At 64.9% G+C, this 17,310-nt stretch carries 18 protein-coding genes; 10 read left to right on the forward strand and 8 right to left on the reverse strand.

Annotation, left to right across the window (positions count from 1 at the left end; translation table 11 throughout):
* Positions 1 to 347 precede the first annotated feature (347 nt).
* Positions 348 to 686 (reverse strand): hypothetical protein, encoded by a 339-nt coding sequence (locus IC50_RS29925; RefSeq protein ID WP_035713410.1) that lies wholly within the window; start codon positions 684 to 686, stop codon positions 348 to 350.
* Positions 687 to 945: 259 nt separating this feature from the next.
* Between IC50_RS29925 and IC50_RS29930 the strand changes: the two genes are divergently transcribed.
* Complete coding sequence (locus IC50_RS29930) at positions 946 to 1,179, forward strand: DUF3551 domain-containing protein (protein ID WP_035713364.1); 234 nt, start codon at positions 946 to 948, stop codon at positions 1,177 to 1,179.
* Between the two features lie 215 nt (positions 1,180 to 1,394).
* Here IC50_RS29930 and IC50_RS29935 read toward each other — a convergent pair whose 3' ends face one another.
* Genes IC50_RS29935 through IC50_RS39485 form a run of 3 tightly spaced genes read right to left on the reverse strand, consistent with a single transcriptional unit; the run spans position 1,395 to position 3,773 of the window.
* A complete protein-coding gene (locus IC50_RS29935) occupies positions 1,395 to 1,913 on the reverse strand; it encodes a hypothetical protein (RefSeq protein WP_035713369.1) in 519 nt (172 codons plus the stop codon).
* Between the two features lie 38 nt (positions 1,914 to 1,951).
* The gene (locus IC50_RS29940; RefSeq protein WP_035713416.1) at positions 1,952 to 3,499 is read right to left on the reverse strand and encodes an acetolactate synthase large subunit; all 1,548 of its coding nucleotides are present in this window, start codon (positions 3,497 to 3,499) and stop codon (positions 1,952 to 1,954) included.
* 46 nt (positions 3,500 to 3,545) lie between these two features.
* Entirely contained in the window at positions 3,546 to 3,773 is a 228-nt protein-coding gene (locus IC50_RS39485; RefSeq protein ID WP_081492555.1) for a hypothetical protein, read from the reverse strand.
* A gap of 87 nt (positions 3,774 to 3,860) precedes the next feature.
* On the opposite strand from IC50_RS39485, the gene IC50_RS29945 reads away from it, so the two are divergent.
* Together IC50_RS29945 and IC50_RS29950 are read left to right on the forward strand one after the other, a co-directional pair.
* Positions 3,861 to 4,439 carry a L,D-transpeptidase gene (locus IC50_RS29945; protein ID WP_035713371.1) on the forward strand — a complete coding sequence of 193 codons (579 nt, stop codon included), beginning with the start codon at positions 3,861 to 3,863 and terminating at the stop codon, positions 4,437 to 4,439.
* 93 nt (positions 4,440 to 4,532) lie between these two features.
* On the forward strand, positions 4,533 to 5,348 hold the full coding sequence (locus IC50_RS29950) for a DUF2927 domain-containing protein (RefSeq protein ID WP_035713375.1): 816 nt from the start codon (positions 4,533 to 4,535) through the stop codon (positions 5,346 to 5,348).
* A gap of 187 nt (positions 5,349 to 5,535) precedes the next feature.
* Here IC50_RS29950 and IC50_RS29955 read toward each other — a convergent pair whose 3' ends face one another.
* Positions 5,536 to 6,663: a threonine synthase gene (locus IC50_RS29955; protein ID WP_035713378.1), complete on the reverse strand. Its 1,128-nt coding sequence runs from the start codon at positions 6,661 to 6,663 to the stop codon at positions 5,536 to 5,538.
* Positions 6,664 to 7,048: 385 nt separating this feature from the next.
* Here IC50_RS29955 and IC50_RS29960 point away from each other — a divergent pair, with 385 nt between their 5' ends.
* The 4 genes from IC50_RS29960 (at position 7,049) to IC50_RS29975 (ending at position 10,575) form a co-directional block, all read left to right on the forward strand.
* Positions 7,049 to 8,305, forward strand: a complete 1,257-nt coding sequence (locus tag IC50_RS29960) for a GTP cyclohydrolase II (RefSeq protein WP_035713382.1) — start codon at positions 7,049 to 7,051, stop codon at positions 8,303 to 8,305.
* A 7-nt stretch (positions 8,306 to 8,312) separates the two neighbouring features.
* Positions 8,313 to 9,551, forward strand: coding sequence for a URC4/urg3 family protein (locus tag IC50_RS29965; protein WP_035713385.1), 1,239 nt, complete (start codon positions 8,313 to 8,315; stop codon positions 9,549 to 9,551).
* Between the two features lie 56 nt (positions 9,552 to 9,607).
* Entirely contained in the window at positions 9,608 to 10,237 is a 630-nt protein-coding gene (gene upp / locus IC50_RS29970; protein WP_018317218.1) for a uracil phosphoribosyltransferase, read from the forward strand.
* A 125-nt stretch (positions 10,238 to 10,362) separates the two neighbouring features.
* Positions 10,363 to 10,575, forward strand: coding sequence for a hypothetical protein (locus tag IC50_RS29975; protein WP_035713423.1), 213 nt, complete (start codon positions 10,363 to 10,365; stop codon positions 10,573 to 10,575).
* Positions 10,576 to 10,593: 18 nt separating this feature from the next.
* Here the strand turns inward: IC50_RS29975 and IC50_RS29980 are convergent, their stop codons facing one another.
* Together IC50_RS29980 and IC50_RS29985 are read right to left on the reverse strand one after the other, a co-directional pair.
* Positions 10,594 to 11,706, reverse strand: a complete 1,113-nt coding sequence (locus IC50_RS29980; RefSeq protein WP_035713388.1) for a M48 family metallopeptidase — start codon at positions 11,704 to 11,706, stop codon at positions 10,594 to 10,596.
* 3 nt (positions 11,707 to 11,709) lie between these two features.
* Positions 11,710 to 12,864 (reverse strand): YjgN family protein, encoded by a 1,155-nt coding sequence (locus IC50_RS29985; RefSeq protein WP_035713429.1) that lies wholly within the window; start codon positions 12,862 to 12,864, stop codon positions 11,710 to 11,712.
* Positions 12,865 to 13,166: 302 nt separating this feature from the next.
* Between IC50_RS29985 and IC50_RS29990 the strand changes: the two genes are divergently transcribed.
* Both IC50_RS29990 and IC50_RS29995 read left to right on the forward strand, forming a co-directional pair.
* Positions 13,167 to 14,432, forward strand: coding sequence for a cytochrome P450 (locus IC50_RS29990; RefSeq protein ID WP_035713393.1), 1,266 nt, complete (start codon positions 13,167 to 13,169; stop codon positions 14,430 to 14,432).
* Positions 14,433 to 14,500: 68 nt separating this feature from the next.
* Entirely contained in the window at positions 14,501 to 15,775 is a 1,275-nt protein-coding gene (locus IC50_RS29995) for a cytochrome P450 (RefSeq protein WP_035713397.1), read from the forward strand.
* A gap of 226 nt (positions 15,776 to 16,001) precedes the next feature.
* On the opposite strand, the gene IC50_RS30000 is transcribed toward IC50_RS29995, so the two are convergent.
* Positions 16,002 to 16,922 carry a LysR substrate-binding domain-containing protein gene (locus IC50_RS30000; RefSeq protein ID WP_035713401.1) on the reverse strand — a complete coding sequence of 307 codons (921 nt, stop codon included), beginning with the start codon at positions 16,920 to 16,922 and terminating at the stop codon, positions 16,002 to 16,004.
* A gap of 125 nt (positions 16,923 to 17,047) precedes the next feature.
* Here IC50_RS30000 and IC50_RS30005 point away from each other — a divergent pair.
* Positions 17,048 to 17,310 (forward strand): acyl-CoA dehydrogenase family protein (locus IC50_RS30005; protein WP_035713405.1); only part of this gene is annotated, 263 nt, incomplete at its 3' end.

Raw genomic sequence — 17,310 nt, forward strand, 5'->3', positions numbered from 1 at the left:
GAACCTCGGCGAGCGGCGGCGGTGCAACATTGTCCGCGTCTGCGCGCTTGTTGCCTCCCAGGATGCTGCTGATCATGGCCACAAGGCCAGCATCCCTCACCTCGTCACTCATCGTTTCCCCCGGCTTCGGTCTACTCTAGCACTGCTCTCGCAGACCGCCACCGCGGATGTGGGGCCGGAAGCCGCCCGGCCAAGACCGTTTTCCAAGACCGTTTTCCAAGACCGATTGCCAAGACCTGCCACCAAGATCTGCTACCAAGACCTGTTACCAAGACCATAGTTCAAGTCCGCCTCTCGATGGCACCGGCGGCATGACGTTCGATCACGTCGCGCCGCCGTGCGATCCGCTACCGCTTATCGAACGGAATATATTGCTGGTACTGCTTCGGCACTGAGCTGCGGTAGCGCGCAGGCACGGTGCCGGTGTCGATCGAATGATCGATCTCCTGCTGCCGGGTCATCTTCTTCTTCGCCGGCTTCTTCGACGCGCTCTTCTTGGCATCGGTCGGTTGGCTGGAGCTGTCGGTGGTTGCGCCTGGCGCGGTCGTCGTCGCAGCCGGCGCAGCGTTTGTCGCGGCAGGCGCCGCAGTTCCTGCGGTAGCGGGTGCGCCCTGCGCCAGGGCGAGCGGCATTTGCATGATGAGCACCAGCGCGGCCGTCGCAGCCAGCAAATATGACTTCTGCATCAGAACCTCCAAAATGCCTGATCCGAATGAGACAAGCCTAGTCCCGCGGGATCGAGGCGTGCAAGTTCGTTGAATAGCCCGGAACCCATGCGCGAACTGTGGTGGAGGTCACATTGTTCGCCACAGGCTGCGTCATGATGTGCCTCATCTCGAACGCATCGCGCCATGCCGACACCAACACTGCATGACCGTGCGTCGGACAGGCCACGGGGAACGGCAAGGCATGGCCGTTCCACCCCACGCTCGAAAGGAGACTGAAATGCGTCGCACCATCCTCACGCTTGCATCGTTCGCAACCTTGATCGCCGCGTCATTGTCCGCAGCGCCGGCCCAGGCCGCCAACGACAGATATTGCCTGCAAGGCCGCAGCTGGGGCTATCCCGGCAACTGCCAGTTCGCCAGCTACCAGCAATGTGCCGCCACCGCCTCCGGCACCTCGGCCTATTGCGGCATCAACCCGCGCTACGCCTACTCGCAGCCTTACCATTACTGACGGTGTGTGCCGAGGACTTGGTGTGCTGAGGACTTGGTGTGCTGAGGACTTGGCGGCGTGCGCGACGATAGCGCATGCCGCGCTCCTCTAAAGCGCGATGCGATCAGGATGAATCGTCTTCGCGCTTTGGGTTGTTGCTTAAGCATGATCTCCGCGCAAACGCGTTCCGCGTTTGTCGCGAGGGAAAACCGCTGCGCACTTTTCCGGATCATGCCTTAGACGCGAGCTCCAAGGCCGGCCTCCTCCAGCCGCGTCGCGAACCAGCGCGACAGCGCCTCATCGGCGAGGCCAGAGACATAGACCTCCGACATCGTCACGTGGTGCCTGTCCAGCACCAGCAGCACGCCGATCCAGTACGGAAACCAGACGTGCACGTCGGTCAGCGCCCGCAGCTTGTGCTCGTCGTGCTCCAGCGGCGTATGATTGCTTGCCTTGCGGATCTCCACGGCGAGCAGGTTGTTCGGGATCTCGCGCTGATGCACGACGACATCGGGGTAGATCGACTTGCCGAGATGGTCGTCGGTCGAGATGATGGTGCCGTGCGGCAGATGCAGCGTGCGCTCGCCGAGCCGGTCGTAATTGCAGTCGACCGACCAGCCCGAAAACTGCTTTTCCAGATGCACGGCGAAGCGGTGCGTGACCGCCCGCTCGCCGATGTCCTTCTCGAACAGGAAACCCTCGTGGGCGTAGAAGTCCTGGAGCGCCGCGATCATCTTGTTCAGCTCGGTCTGCATCGTGCCTCCGGGCTCGCGGCGCTCTGTCTGGTGACGTCCTACATCTGGACTTCGATCAGCCGCGGCCCGGGCTCGGCGACCGCTTCGGCCAGCGCCTTGTTGAACTCGTCGGCATTGGTGACGGCGCGGCCGGGCACGCCCATGCCCTTGGCCAGCGCGACAAAATCGAGTGTCGGACGGTCGAGCCTGAGCATGTCGTTGGCGCGCTGGCCGGGCTCGCCAGCGCCGACATTGTCGAACTCGCCGCGCAGGATCTGGTAGATGCGGTTGGCGAACACGATAGTGACGATGTCGAGGTTCTCGCGCGCCTGCGTCCACAGCGACTGGATCGTGTACATCGCGCTGCCGTCGCCGACCATCGTGATCACCTTGCGATCCGGGCAGGCGATCGCAGCGCCGATCGACAGCGGCGTCGAGAAGCCGATCGAGCCGCCCATGTTCTGGAGCCAGTCGTGCGGGGCGGCCGCCGCGGTCGGCGGAAAGAAGCCGCGCCCGGTGGTCAGGGATTCGTCGACCATGATCGCGTTCTCGGGGATCGCACAGGCGATCGCCTGCGCGATCGAGGCAAAGGTGAGCGCGCCGGTCGGCTTCACCAGCTCCTGCAGAGCCTGCGGCTTGACGTCCTTGGCGCTGGCCTTCACCGCGCCGGCGAGCGCCTCCAGCGCCGCGACCGAATTCTCGCCCCAGGAGGTCATGCGATGGACCTCGCAGCCCTGGGGCTTGAGCATGCTCGGCTTGTTCGGATAGGCGAAGAAGGCCACGGGATCGTCGGACTCGACCAGCACGATGTGACGGAACTTTGCCAGCATCGGCAGGGCCTGATCGATGACATAGTGGATGCGGTCGATCGAGAAGCGGCCGCGGCCGCGCGCCATCTTCGGGCGGAAGGTCGGGCCCATCACTGTGCAGCCGGTCTTGTTGGCGATGCGTTCGGCCAGTGCCAGGCCCTGCTCGCTGAGCGCGCTGCCGGTCATCAGGAGCAGCGTGCCCTCGCCGTCACCGTGCAGGATCTTGGCGGCCTGCTCAACCGCCTGCGGCGAATAGCTCGCGCGCTGCTGCTCGGCGGGAACCTCGGCGATGCCGTCGGCCTCGTTCCAGGCGGTGTCGGCGGGCAGGATCAGGGTCGCGATCTGCGGCGGCGCGCTTCTGGCGGCGGCAATCGCCGCGGCGCCGTCGGCGGCGACCGATTTGGCATCCGGCGAGGTGCGGACCCAGGACGACATCGGCCGGGCCAGGCCCTCGATGTCGGAGGTCAGCGGCGCGTTGTAGCCGATGTGGTAGACGGCATGCTGGCCGACGATGTTGACGATGCCGGAATTCGCCTTCTTGGCATTGTGCAGATTGGCAAGGCCGTTGGCGAGGCCGGGGCCAAGATGCAGCAGGGTCGAGGCCGGCGTGCCCTTCATGCGGAAATAGCCGTCGGCGGCGCCCGTCACCACGCCTTCGAACAGGCCGAGCACGCAGCGCATGCCGGGCACGCGGTCGAGCGCTGCGACAAAATGCATCTCGGAGGTGCCTGGGTTGGTGAAACAGACGTCCACCCCACCCTTGACCATCGTCCGCACCAGGCTTTCCGCACCGTTCATCCCAAAGCTCCCGTAACCGGCCATGTCCAGATATCCGTCCGATCAATCATTGTTCGCGCCTCCCGTCAAAGCAATAGCCGCCGTCGCCGCCCTGCCCCGCGTGACGATGCGCCGGTTTGGCTAATGCCCCGTTCCGATGGAAACGGAACGGGGCATCAGATTCATGTTTTGACGCGTTTTCCTGATGCGAACCGGTATCCACTTCGCTTGAAAACGCTCCAATGCCTTTCGGCAAATCGTGGTTGCCGATTTGGTAACGCCGATCGTCAAGCATGGCATCCCTCACGGGCCCGTGGCTTGCAGAATGCCCGCAAATATGGCCTGTGGCGTTCATTGAATCGATTTCTTGCTGGGGGAGACAATGATCCGGTTTTTTGCCGCGCCGATTGCCGCCATCGCACTGCTGTCGGCCACCGCCGGCGGCGCGTTCGCCGAAGAGTTCGACACGCGCGACATCATGGGCGGCGGCCCCAATTTCTTCCGTTCCGGCGTCAATCCGATCCCCCGCACCACCGTTATGTATAACGGCAATTACGCCCCCGGCACGATCGTGGTGAACACGAGCGAGCGTCGGCTCTACCTGGTGCTCCAGAACGGCCAGGCGCTGCGCTACGGCATCGGTGTCGGCCGCGACGGCTTCCGCTGGGGCGGGGTGCACAAGATCACGGCCAAGAAGGAATGGCCGGACTGGACGCCGCCGTCGCAGATGCTGGCCCGCCGGCCCGACCTGCCGCGCCACATGAAGGGTGGCATCGAGAACCCACTCGGGGCGCGCGCGATGTATCTGGGGTCGACGCTCTACCGCATCCACGGCTCCAACGAGCCGGAGACGATCGGCCAGGCGGTCTCCTCGGGCTGCTTCCGCATGACTAATGACGATGTCACCGATCTCTATGGCCGCGTCTCGGTCGGTACCACCGTGGTGGTGCTGAACAACTAGCGATACCGGGGCGCTCGAACGCGGCGGAACCCGCAGGGCGCGTGAATTTGCGGACTTGTGCGCGCCGCGTGAATACGGCAGCGTCGGGCAACGATGAGCGCATTGACTCCGTCCTCGCCTGCCCTTCGCTTCGCCCTATTGGCGCTCGCCGCGCTCACATTGGTGCCCGACACCGCCCCCATGGCTGCCGCGGGCGAACTGCCCGCGATCTCCTCGCGCCAGCGCGCCGAGAAGAAGAGTTTTACCGACGGCGAGATCGTCGACGGCTTCCTGAAGACGGCATTCGGTGCCGAATATCACCTTGCCGGCCGCGTCGACCGCATCCGCAAGTTCGACGGGCCGGTGCGCGTGTTCGCCGAGAGCGACCGTGCCGACCGCAAGACGCTGCTCGCAAAAGTCGTGGCCGACATCGCCCACCGGGTGCAGCATCTCGACATCGCCATGATCGACACCAACGAAGCGGCGAATGTGCGGGTGAAGCTGGTGCGCGACCGCGACCTCTACCGCACCCTCACCAGCTTCTACGGGGCCGAGAAGGCGCGCGAGATCCGCACCTCGCTCGACCCGCAATGCCTGTCCGGCTTCCGCAAGAACGACAATTTCGAGATCGAGCATTCCGACGTCATCCTCACCGTCGACAACGGCGATTTCGTCTTCCTCGACTGCGCCTATGAGGAACTGCTGCAATCGCTCGGACCGATCAACGACACCGCGAGCGTGCCCTGGACCATGTTCAACGACAACGTCTCGATGGGCTATTTCGACGTCTATGACCAGTACATCCTCAATCTGCTGTACGATCCCCGCATCAAGGCGGGCATGACCGTCCAGGAGGTCAAGGCGGTGCTGCCCGCCGTGCTCAAGGACGTGCGGGCGTGGGTGAAGCAGGTGAATGACCTGCAGGAGTGAGGTGTTGCTTACCCTCCCCTGGAGGGGGAGGGTCGGCTCACATTTGAGCGCAGCGAAAATGTGAGACGGGGTGGGGTGACAGTCTCTCCACCGAAGCGATGCCCGTGTGGAGAGATCACCCCACCCCGCTCGCGCTGCGCGCGATCGACCCTCCCCCTCCAGGGGAGGGTAAGCGCAGCATCCACCTCTACTGCACGAGATCGGCCACCGTCGTCGCGGCCTTGAGGCCCGTGCCGGTGAGAACCGCCACCGTGGTCTCGTTCGCCTTGATGGCGCCAACGGCTGCGAGCTTGTCCAGCGCGGCCGCCGCGCTGGCGCTGGTCGGCTCGGCGAACAGGCCCTGGCGCGCGAGGCGGCGCAGGGCGGCAACGATCTCATCCTCGCTGAGCGCGACGGTACCGCCACCGCTCTCGCGCAAGGCGCCGATGATGTCGCGCAGGCGCAGGGGATTCTTGATCGCGGTGCCTTCGGCGATGGTCTTGTGCACCTCGCGCGCGACGGGCGTATCGACGCCGGCCTTGAAGCTCGCATCGATGGGCGAGCAGTTCAGCGGCTGCGCCGCGAACAGCCGCGGCAGCCTTGCGATCTGGCCCGCGCTCAACAGCTCGCGGAATCCGAAGGCGCAGCCGAGCAGGCTGCTGCCGGCGCCGACGGGAACGATGACGTTGTCGGGTGCGCGAAAGCCGAGGTCCTCCCAGATTTCATAGGCCAGCGACTTGGTGCCTTCGAGGAAGAACGGCTGCCAATTGTGGCTGGCGTAGAAGGTCTGGTGCGACTGGCGGATGGCTTCAGCCTCCGACTCCTCGCGCGGCCCTTCGACGAGTTGCACCGTCGCGCCGTAAGCGCGGACCTGTGCGATCTTGGCCGGCGAAGTGGACGCCGGAGCGAGGATCTTCACACGCATGCCGCCGGCGGCACCCAGCCCCGCCATCGACGAGCCGCCATTGCCCGACGAGTCTTCCAGAATGGCGCTCACACCAATCTGCCGCAGGAAGGACAACATCACCGCCGAGCCGCGGTCCTTGAAGCTGCCGGTCGGGTTGAACCATTCGAGCTTGAAGAAGGGGCGCAGGTCGCCCCAGTCCTGCTGGACCAGCGGCGTGCAGCCCTCGCCGAGCGTGATCGGATTTGCGATTTCGACCGGCAGCGCCGCGCGGTAACGCCAGAGCGAGCGCGTGCGGGGCTCGATGTCCTCCCGTGAGATCCCCGCCCCCGGCGTCACCAGCAGCGGCGTCCGCTCGTCCGAGCACCAGCGCGGCTGGTCAAGCGGGTAGAGTTTTCCGTTACGGGGATCGATGTAGCCGGCGGTGGGCATTGAGGGTCTCCGAGACATGGACAATCTGCGATTGGGCCGATGACACGTTTAGTCCGGGATTCGACCCTGGCCGAGCGAAAGGATGCAGACTCCCTTGAAAACATAAAAATAATAAATACTTCAATTGCTTAAGCAGATCACGCCGGCGGAGCGACGAGCTCGGCCAGCGCGAGGGCCTGGCACTGAAGGCGAGCTCTGCGGGCCCGTCGATGACGGGAATTTGGTCGCAAGCGGCCCTGCTCGCCTGGCACGATTAACTTGTCTGTCGCGGCCTGCCGCTACAATATGTTGGATTGAGCTTGCGCCGCCGTTGTTCCGCGACAGGCAACGCAAGCGAGCCAGGCCCGTCCGAGCGGCGGGCCGTTGGCTTTTTGGGAGCCTGGACATGAGCCGTGCCAACCGTACCGACCACATCCGCCTGACCTCCCACCCGGAGCCGGGCAGGAAGGCCGCCTTTCCGATCCACTGGGGCGCCACTGAGGCGCGCGCCCGCGGACCGATCATCGGCACGGTGTCGCGCGCCGGGGATCGCAACGTGATCGGCAGCCATGGCGGGTCCTATGCGATGTACCGCGCGCTCGCCGTCTCCGCCGGCGCACTCGATCCGATTCGCAGGCCCGATCTCACCAACACGTTTCCCGCCGCGACCATCGGGCCATTCCCGCAATGGAGCGATCCCACCAAGATCGTCGCGCTCGATCCCTGGGGGCACCTCGTCGCGGAAAACTTCCGCCAGGAGATCGCCGAGGGCGCCGACATCCGCCCGAGCATCGCGGTGACGCGGGCGCGGCTCGACCTGCCGGAGATCCGCGAGGCGCTGGCCGCAAAACGCCTGCGCGCAGACGGCGAGGTCGTGCATGCCAATGGCAGCGTTTCCGTGGTGAAGATCGCGATCGATCCGGTCTGGTACCTACCCGGCCTTGCGACGCGCTTCGGCACCAGCGAGACCGAGCTGCGGCGCACGCTGTTCGAGCAGACCGCCGGCATGTTCCCCGAGCTCGTGACGCGGCCGGACATGAAGGTGTTCCTGCCGCCGATCGGGGGCACCACGGTCTACCTGTTCGGCGACGTCACCAAGCTGCCGGACCATCGCACCAGGATCACCTGCCGCGTGCATGACGAGTGCAACGGTTCCGACGTGTTCGGCTCCGACATCTGCACCTGCCGGCCCTATCTCATCCACGGCATCGAGGAATCCGCGCGCGGCGCGCAGGAGGGCGGGCTCGGGCTCGTCGTCTACAACCGGAAAGAGGGCCGCGCGCTCGGCGAAGTCACGAAATTCCTGGTCTACAACGCGCGCAAGCGCCAGGAGGACGGTGATGCCGCCGCGGCGTATTTCGAGCGCACCGAATGCGTCGCCGGCGTGCAGGATGCGCGCTTCCAGCAATTGATGCCCGATACGATCCACTGGCTCGGCTTGACCCGCATCGACCGCTTCCTGTCGATGAGCGACATGAAATACGACGCGCTGACCTCGCAGGGCATCGAGATCGTCGAGCGCGTGCCGATCCCGCCGGAGCTCATTCCCGCCGACGCCTATGTCGAGATCGCCGCGAAGAAGGCCGCCGGTTACTACTCGACCGACATCGCGCCGGAGAAGGACGTGAACGGCGTGGTCGGGCGTTCGCTGGAAAAATACTGATCGCGCGATGTCGGACTCTTTGGAACGAGAGGCACGCTCGCTGCTCACCGCAAAGGCGGTGCGCGCGCGGGCGAGGCAGATGCTCGATCTCGGCCTTGCCGGCGGGCTCTCACATTTCACGATCGACCTCGATCGCATGGATGGCGTCGCGGAGGCAGTGCTCGCGGTGACGCGCAAAGCCTATCCGACGCTGGACATTCCGTTCCATGCGCGGTGGCGGCATTTTGTGCTTGGCGGCGTCGATCGCTGGGCGGGGCTTGCCGACGCTGCATCGTGGCCGGATCGTGCCGCACGGGCGCGTGCGGAGTTCGATCTTGCGATCGTCAGCGTGCTGCTCGATGCCGGCGCGGGCGCTGCGTGGCGATATCGCGACGCGACCGGCGGCGAAGGCATCGGCCGGTCCGAAGGTCTTGCGATCGCGAGTCTCGACATGTTCGCGAGCGGCCTCTTCTCGCGCGATGCGCGTACGCCATTCAGGGCCGACGGGGAGGTGCTCGCAAAGCTGCCGCTCGCCGCACTCACATCCGCCTTTCAGGCGAGCGATGCCAATCCGCTGCTCGGCCTCAACGGGCGCAATGATCTGCTGCGAAGACTGGGCAAGCTGGTGACGGAGCGTGCGGAGGTGTTCGGCCTGCACGACACGCCGCGCCCGGGCGGGTTGTTCGATGACATCGCGGCGCAGGCTGCAGGCACCACCATCGCCGCGCCGGCGATCCTGTCGGCGGTGCTGAACCAGCTCGGGCCGATCTGGCCCTCGCGGCTCGAGCTCGCGGGCGTCCCGCTTGGCGATTGCTGGCGCCACCCCGCGCTCGAGGCCGATGACGCGACCGCAGGCCTCGTGCCGCTGCACAAGCTGTCGCAGTGGCTGAGCTATTCGCTGATCGAGCCGCTCCAGCGCGCCGGCTTCAAAGTGACGGACATCGACGGCCTCACGGGGCTTGCCGAATATCGCAATGGCGGCCTGTTCGTCGATCACGAGGTGCTGCGGTTGCGCGATGCCGCGGACGCCGAGCGCGCGCATGCGGTGGATTCCCTGCTCGTCGTGGAATGGCGCGCGCTGACGGTTGCGCTGCTCGACAGGCTGGCGGAACTGGTTCGCGCCAAGCTCGGCCGCACGCCCGAGACCTTGCCGCTCGCCAGCATTCTGGAAGGCGGCACCTGGGCCGCAGGCCGCACCATTGCCTTCTCGCGCCGCCCCGATGGCTCGCCGCCGCTGAAGGTGATCAGCGACGGCACGGTTTTTTAATTCCTCCTTCGCAGCATGGTCCGTTGCGCATCGATGAATTTCAGGAGCATCCCGTCATGGAAGGCGTCACGATCGTCGATCATCCGCTGGTGCAGCACAAGCTGACCCTGGTGCGGGACAAGTCCATCTCGACAAAATCGTTCAGGGAGCTGATCAAGGAGATCGGCATGCTGCTCTGCTACGAGGTGACACGCGATTTGCCGCTCGCTGACACCGTCATCGAAACGCCGCTGGCGACGATGCATTCGGCCAAGATCGCCGGCAAGAAGCTGGTGTTCGTGCCGATGCTGCGCGCCGGCACGACCTTCGTCGACGGCATGATGGATTTGGTGCCGACCGCGCGCGTCGCGCATATCGGCCTCTACCGCGAACCGCACAGCTTTGCCGCGGTGGAGTATTTCTTCAAATCGCCGTCCGATCTCGGCGAGCGCCTCGCCATCGTGGTGACGCCGGTGGTCGCCACCGCCAACACGGCCGTGGCCGCCATCGACCGGCTGAAGGAGCGCGGCGCCAGGGACATCCGCCTCGCCTGCCTGATCGCAGCTCCCGAAGGACTCGAGCGGCTGCGCGGTCTGCATCCGGACGTGCCGATCTGGACCGCGGCGGTGGACGAAGGCCTCGACGAGAACGGCTTCATCCTGCCAGGCCTGGGCGACGCCGGCGATCGCGCTTACGGGACGCGGTAAGCGCTGCACGCACCTATATTGTTCGAGCATGATCTTTTCGGAATGCCGCTGCACACTTTTCCGGGTCATGCCTTGGGAACAGCTTCCATCGCGCAATGTTCTCCTGCATTGCGATGGAGAGCACGATGACCTATCAGGATGACGACCGCAGGGCCGACAGAGCACGCCGCAACAGCCCGGTCGGCTGGGCGGTCGGCGCGATCTTCGTGATCGCCGTGATCGCGGCCGTCTTCTTCTACAATGGGCGCCAGGTGGGGCCACAGACCACGACCTCCGATCCGAATACGGCGCCGAACGTCACCACCGGATCGAATCCACCTGCTGCACCTGCGAAGTGATGCGCTGTTCGCGGCCGATCACACCTTCCCGCTGCCGCAAACCAGCTTCAGCGACTGCCACTCCTTGTCCGTCAGCAGCGGCGGGCCGGAGGCCGGTCGATCTTCCCTGGTCATGCGCGCGAGGCGGTCCTCGGTCAGCGGGTGGCTGGCGAGGATCGTCGTCAACGTCGAGCCGCCTTCCTTGCCGGTGATGCGGAACATCAGCTCGGCCGCAGGCTTCGGCGAGCGGCCGAGCTTGTGCATGATCTCGATCGCGAAGGTGTCGGCGGCAGTCTCGGCCTCGCGCGAATAGGAGGCCTCGACCACGCTGCGCGAGGCAAAGATCACGGCGGATGAGCCGGTGACGTCGCCGAACAAGAGGCCGATCAGGAACGAGGTGCCGCCGTTGTAGATCAGCCCGCGCATGTTGTCGTAATGCTTGAGATGGCCGAGCTCGTGGGCGAGGATGCCGGCGAGTTCGTCGGGGCTTTCGGCCTTGTCGAGCAGGCCTTTCAACACGAACACCTTGCCGCCCGGCAGCGCGAAGGCATTGGGCACCGAGGTCGGCAGCACGCCGGCCGTCATGGAATCGTCGTCGAGGCCGGCGGCATCGCGCAGGCGGTTGACGAGCTTGATGAACGCGGCCTTGCCCGCGGGGTCTTCGCAGACGCTGCGGCCGAAGATGGTCTTCATCTGGACTTCGGCGGCATCGCCAATGCGCCGCTCGACCGGCTTCGGCACCAGCGGCGCGAGACGATCCGCGGCGAGCGGCACGCCAAACAGGACGACGCAGACGATGGAGACGGCGGCAGCCACCGACCAGCCCACGATCTTTGCGATACCGCGGCGCGTGGTCTGGTGGTCGTCGAGGTGCAGGCATCGTGCCGTCACATCCGCGGCCAGCGCCGCGTCGCGGATCTCGAGCCGTGCCAGAGGCGAACCGGTCGTGCAGGCAAGGCGCAAAACGCCGGCCGGGCCGTCGGCGCGGCGGATGTCGGCATAGGCCCAGCGAGCGAGCGCTTTGCCGTCCTCGGCGATCTCGAGCGCATCGCTGAATGTCAGCATCACCTGACGCCTGCGGCTCGATACGCCGTCGAAGAAGATCGTCGGCTTTGCGGACTGCGCCGGGGCTTCGATGGACACGTCACTCACAACTCAAAATCCTGCAACGTCGAGCCCATCGGCAAAGCCTTCTCCGAGCGCGCTGGCAAGCTGACCGCTGCCGCGCACGTCCGCCGCGGCCGCGACGTTGTACACCTCGACGGTTTCCAGCACCTTGGCCCAGAGATCGCGCTGGAGATAGACGCGCATGACGATGTTGACCGCAAGTGCCACGGCGAAATAGCCGACGACCATCGCCACCAGCATCGGGATGCTCCCGGCGCCATTTTCGGGCCCGAACACCTGCTCGGCGGGAAGGCCAGTCAACCGGACGACGAGCATGGTGGCTCCGCCGAGATAGGCGGCGAAGATCATCGAGAGCAGCGTCCACCAGCCGATCACCTTCCAGTACAGGCCGTAGAACGCGTCGTGCGGCAGTTCCGAGGACAGGCTGACGCCGCCGATGCGGATGCCGTCGAGCCACCAGCGCCATTCGCGCGCCTTGAACTCGGCGTAGAAGAACGGGGCGAGCGGGAAGATGACGAGCGCGACCGGGCTCAGCAGCCACAGCCACCAGCCGCGCTTGAAGAAGGTCCAGCCGTCGCCTTCGAAATCGCCGGAGAGATCGCCGTAATGGGTGTGCTGCATCTTGTAGCGTTCGAGCGCGGCTTCGCGCCACGGCAGCGCCAGGCCGAGCGTCAGGAACACGAGCAAACCCCACAGCATGGCGCGGAGCGAATAGGCCCAGCCCGAGCCGTCCATCCAGAACCGCACGCCTCGCCACACCGTGCGCGTCAGGCGATAACGCCGCGCACGAAAAATTGCGAACTGGCCAAAGGCGTAAAAGGCGAGGAACAGCGGCGCCGAGGCAAAGCCCTGCCAGCGCTCGAACTCGATGCCAACAAGGAAATACGCGAGATAGATCGGCACCAGGATCGCGAGCGCGAACAGGAAGCCAACCAAAAGCTCCTTGGCCCGTCCGGTGTACTCGGCGGCATCGCCGTCGATCGCGGTGTGCGTCCACAGATGACGGCGGATGTCGGTGACCAGCCAGAACCGGTAGAAGCCGAAGGTGACGAGTTCGAGCACGGCACCCTTGGTGACCAGTTTGCGGAACTCGGGACGGTTGCCGGTGAAATCGACCCGCGTGGGCGGCAGCGGTGGAGGTAAGGGTTCGGAGCCAATGGGGGTCCATTGCATATTGTTCACGGCAGCAACCTCGGGGTGCGGATCTGTTCCGATCAAACTATAGATCAGAGGTTGGTCGGTCCCCAAGATGGGCGGGTTCGATTTACCTCGATTCCAGTCGGTTTCTTGCACGATTCTCCACCGCGCGGCGTGCCGGAGGTCACGTTCGCGTGCCGGCGTGACGGCCGTTCGACGCTCTCGCGAAAGTTGGATGTGGCAAAACTCTCCCTTGCCCCGACGCAGACAACCGGCTGTAATTGCAAATCAAATACCGCAGCGCAGAATTCAACGAGAACGCGCGGTTCATGCCAGGGAGAACGGTCATGCATGGGACCATCGAGAGCGCGGCCAAGCTCGACGCGCTTCGTGCGCGCGCCAATTCACTGCCGCTGGAGCAATTCGATCCGGGCGATCCGGAGTTGTTCAGGACCGATACGTTCTGGCCCTATTTCGATCGCCTGCGCCGCGAGGATCCCGTGCACTATTGCAAGGATTCGATGTTCGGGCCGTATTGGTCGGTGACGCGCTACAACGACATCATGGAGATCGAGACCAACCATGCGGTGTTCTCCTCGGCCTCCGCGCTCGGCGGCATCACCATCCGCGACATCGATCCGGACTTGCGTCGCGAGAGCTTCATCTCGATGGACCCGCCGCGCCACGCCGCCCAGCGCAAGACCGTGGCGCCGATGTTCACGCCGACGCACCTGGATAATCTCGCGATCAACATCCGCAAGCGCTCGGCCGAGTGCCTGGACAACCTGCCTCGCGGCGAGATGTTCGACTGGGTCGACCGCGTCTCGATCGAGCTGACCACGCAGATGCTGGCGGTGCTGTTCGACTTCCCCTGGGAGGACCGCCGCAAGCTGACGCGCTGGTCGGACATTGCCACCACCATTCCCGGCCCCGACGGCCTCGTCGCCACCGAGGACGAGCGGATGGCCGAGCTGACGGAATGCGCGGCCTATTTCTCGCGTCTCTGGAAGGAGCGCATCGAACAGCCGCCGAAGAGCGATCTCTTGTCGATGATGGCGCATGGCACCGCCACGCGCGACATGGACGCCAGGAACTTCCTCGGCAATCTCATCCTTTTGATCGTCGGCGGCAACGACACCACCCGCAACACCATGTCGGGCTCGCTTCTCGCGCTGAGTCAGCATCCGGAGCAGTATCGCAAGCTGCGCGAGAACCCTGATCTGCTCGACAGCTTCGTACCCGAGGTGATCCGCTGGCAAACGCCGCTCGCGCATATGCGGCGCACGGCGCTCTCGGATTTCGAATTCCGCGGCAAGCAGATCAAGAAGGGTGACAAGGTCGTGATGTGGTACGTCTCGGGCAACCGCGACGAGGAGGTGATCGAAAAGCCCTATGATTTCATTATCGATCGCGCCCGCCCGCGTACGCATCTGTCCTTCGGCTTCGGCATCCACCGCTGCGTGGGCCTGCGGCTTGCCGAACTCCAGCTCAAGATTATTTGGGAAGAAATTCTCAGGCGTTTCGACCATATTGATGTGGTCGGCGAGCCCAGGCGGGTCTATTCGAGCTTCGTGAAGGGACTTGAGACCTTGCCCGTGAAGATCGCGGCGTGAACGAAGAACTCCCCCTCTCCCCGCTTGCGGGGAGAGGCGAAAGAAGAGAACCAACTGGAGCCACGACCATGAACATCCAAGCGCCGGTTAAAGTGAACAAGGCCGAACGCATGCGCAGGGCGCGCGAGGAGGCCTATGCGACGCCGCTGGCGCAATTCCACCCCGGCGCGCCCAGGCTGTTCCAGGACGACACGCTGTGGCCATGGTTCGAGCGGCTTCGCAAGGAAGAGCCGGTGCACTACTGCACCAACGCGCCGATCGAGCCCTATTGGTCGGTGGTGAAATACAACGACATCATGCATGTCGACACCAATCACGGCATCTTCTCTTCAGATTCGAAGCTCGGCGGCATCTCGATCCGCGACGTGCCGGAAGGCTACGACTATCCAAGCTTCATCGCGATGGACCAGCCCCGGCATTCGGCGCAGCGCAAGACGGTGTCGCCGATGTTCACCCCTCAGCATCTGGACGGGCTGGCGAGATTGATCCGGCAGCGCTCGCAGACCGTGCTGGACAATCTGCCGCGCAACGAGACCTTCAACTTCGTCGAGCGCGTCTCGATCGAGCTGACGACGCAGATGCTGGCGACGCTGTTCGACTTCCCCTGGGAGGAACGGCGCAAGCTGACGCGCTGGTCCGACGTCTCGACCGCGCTGCCCAAGAGCGGCATCGTCGCCTCCGCCGAGGAGCGCCGCCGCGAGATGGACGAGTGCTACGCCTACATGTCGAGGCTTTGGAACGAGCGCGTCAACTCCGAGCCGCGCAACGACCTGCTGTCGCTGATGGCGCACAACGAGGCCACGCGCCACATGGACCCCGACAACCTCATGGGCAACATCATCCTGCTCATCGTCGGCGGCAACGACACCACGCGCAACACCATGACCGGCTCGGTGCTGGCGCTGAACGAGAATCCCGAGCAATACGACAAGCTGCGTGCCAACCCGGCGCTGATCGATTCCATGGTGCCCGAAGTGATCCGCTGGCAGACGCCGCTGGCGCATATGCGGCGCACTGCATTGCAGGACACCGAGATCGGCGGCAAGCACATCAGGAAGGGCGACCGCGTCGTGATGTGGTACGTCTCCGGCAACCGCGACGAGGAGATGTTCGAGAAGCCGAACGAGTTCATCATCGACCGCCCCCGGCCGCGCACCCACCTCTCCTTCGGCTTCGGCATCCACCGCTGCGTCGGCATGCGCCTCGCCGAATTGCAGCTGCGGATCGTCTGGGAGGAGATGTTGAAGCGATTCGACCGCATCGAGGTGGTCGGCGAGCCGAAGCGGATCTATTCCAGCTTCATCAAGGGGTACGAGTCGCTGACGGTCAGGATTCCGGGCTGAGCTCTATCCTCCGTCATTGCGAGGAGCCCTTGCGACGAAGCAATCCAGACTGCCACCACGGAGAGATTCCTGGATCGCTTCGCTGCGCTCGCAATGACGAGTTCCGGGATGCAGATGCGAATCTCATTCGCAGTACCCCTGGCCCAGCTATAAAATTCCGGCATGACAGGTCGCGCCAGATGCGAAGGCAAGACGGCGCCTGACTGTCCTACGAACACAAGCGCATCTAACTCAATTTGATGTCCCACACCCCGTCCTTGCGGCAGGCGGCGACCTCCTCGCGCAGAAGCGCGGTGATGGCGAGCGAGGCCGTCGATGCCGGGCGATCGATCGGAGAGGCAAAGATGAGCTCGCGCGTCATCGGCCTGGATACGACCGCGGTTTCCAGCCGCCCGTCCGCGACCTCGCCGTGGACCGAGGACGGCGGCAGCAGCGCGAAACCGAGCCCCTCCTCGACGAGGCTGGTCAGCACGCGGAAGGAATCCGCCTCGAGCTGGACGTTGAGCTTGATCTTGCGCTGGGCTGCCGCGTGCTCGATCAGGGCGCGGAGGCCGTGAGAATGACTGGGCAGCACCAGGCGCTGGCGCAGCAGCCAGCCGACGTCGACGCTCTTCTTTCGCGCCAGCCCACAGCCGCGCGGGCCGACCGCGACGATGTTGTCGCGCCCCAGGCTCTGCACATTGAGATGCAGGTCGGCCGAGCGGCCGTAGAGGATGGCGAGGTCCATCTCGCCGCGATGCAGCCATTCGACCAGATGGCCGCTGTAGCTCTCGACGATGCGCAGCGAGATGCCGGGAAAATTCTCGACGCAGCGCCGCGCAAAGCGCGCCGACAGCACGCAGCTCACGGTCGGAACCAGGCCGAGCACGACCTGGCCCGACGGCGGCCCCTTGGCCGACTGAATGTCGTCGCGGATCTGGTCGATCTGCCGCACGATGCCGGAGGTGCGCGCGAGCAGAAGCCGGCCGGCCTCGGTCAGCACCATGCCGCGGCCGTTGCGGGTGAACAGATCGGTGCGCAGTTCGTGTTCCAGGAGCTTGATCTGCCTGGAGAGCGCCGGCTGCGCCACGCGCAGCGTGTCGGAGGCCTTGGAGAGGCTGCCGAGCTCCGCCACGCAACTGAAGGTCCTGAGCTGCCGGAAATCCATGCTTGCCAATCCTGGAAGGCTACTCCATACGCTATAGCAAATGAGCATAGGGGGCTGGCGTTGTTTTCACAACGCCAGGGGATTGACCGGCGTTATCTTAACTGCCGCCAAGAACTGGAAACGCCATGAGTCAAGAACACCACACCGAAGATTACGCCGACATTCGCGACGCCGTCGCAAAGCTCTGCGCCCAGTTTCCCGGCGAATATTGGCGCAAGCTCGATCGCGAGATGGCCTACCCCAAGGCCTTCGTCGATGCGCTGACCGAGGCCGGCTATCTCTCGGTGCTGATTCCCGAGGAATATGGCGGCGCGGGGCTGAAGCTGTCCGCGGCGGCAGCGATCCTGGAAGAGATCCAGCGCGCGGGCTGCAACGGCGGCGGCTGCCA

It is taken from the genome of Bradyrhizobium genomosp. I (2014) (assembly GCF_000261685.1).
Classification (GTDB): domain Bacteria; phylum Pseudomonadota; class Alphaproteobacteria; order Rhizobiales; family Xanthobacteraceae; genus Bradyrhizobium.

Excerpts from the sequence above, each read along its gene's own strand:
- IC50_RS29925 (WP_035713410.1), bottom strand. The coding sequence starts at position 686 with ATGCAGAAGTCATATTTGCTGGCTGCGACGGCCGCGCTGGTGCTCATC.
- IC50_RS29930 (WP_035713364.1), top strand. The coding sequence starts at position 946 with ATGCGTCGCACCATCCTCACGCTTGCATCGTTCGCAACCTTGATCGCC.
- IC50_RS29935 (WP_035713369.1), bottom strand. The coding sequence starts at position 1,913 with ATGCAGACCGAGCTGAACAAGATGATCGCGGCGCTCCAGGACTTCTAC.
- IC50_RS29940 (WP_035713416.1), bottom strand. The coding sequence starts at position 3,499 with ATGAACGGTGCGGAAAGCCTGGTGCGGACGATGGTCAAGGGTGGGGTG.
- IC50_RS39485 (WP_081492555.1), bottom strand. The coding sequence starts at position 3,773 with ATGCTTGACGATCGGCGTTACCAAATCGGCAACCACGATTTGCCGAAA.
- IC50_RS29945 (WP_035713371.1), top strand. The coding sequence starts at position 3,861 with ATGATCCGGTTTTTTGCCGCGCCGATTGCCGCCATCGCACTGCTGTCG.
- IC50_RS29950 (WP_035713375.1), top strand. The coding sequence starts at position 4,533 with ATGAGCGCATTGACTCCGTCCTCGCCTGCCCTTCGCTTCGCCCTATTG.
- IC50_RS29955 (WP_035713378.1), bottom strand. The coding sequence starts at position 6,663 with ATGCCCACCGCCGGCTACATCGATCCCCGTAACGGAAAACTCTACCCG.
- IC50_RS29960 (WP_035713382.1), top strand. The coding sequence starts at position 7,049 with ATGAGCCGTGCCAACCGTACCGACCACATCCGCCTGACCTCCCACCCG.
- IC50_RS29965 (WP_035713385.1), top strand. The coding sequence starts at position 8,313 with ATGTCGGACTCTTTGGAACGAGAGGCACGCTCGCTGCTCACCGCAAAG.
- upp (WP_018317218.1), top strand. The coding sequence starts at position 9,608 with ATGGAAGGCGTCACGATCGTCGATCATCCGCTGGTGCAGCACAAGCTG.
- IC50_RS29975 (WP_035713423.1), top strand. The coding sequence starts at position 10,363 with ATGACCTATCAGGATGACGACCGCAGGGCCGACAGAGCACGCCGCAAC.
- IC50_RS29990 (WP_035713393.1), top strand. The coding sequence starts at position 13,167 with ATGCATGGGACCATCGAGAGCGCGGCCAAGCTCGACGCGCTTCGTGCG.
- IC50_RS29995 (WP_035713397.1), top strand. The coding sequence starts at position 14,501 with ATGAACATCCAAGCGCCGGTTAAAGTGAACAAGGCCGAACGCATGCGC.
- IC50_RS30000 (WP_035713401.1), bottom strand. The coding sequence starts at position 16,922 with ATGGATTTCCGGCAGCTCAGGACCTTCAGTTGCGTGGCGGAGCTCGGC.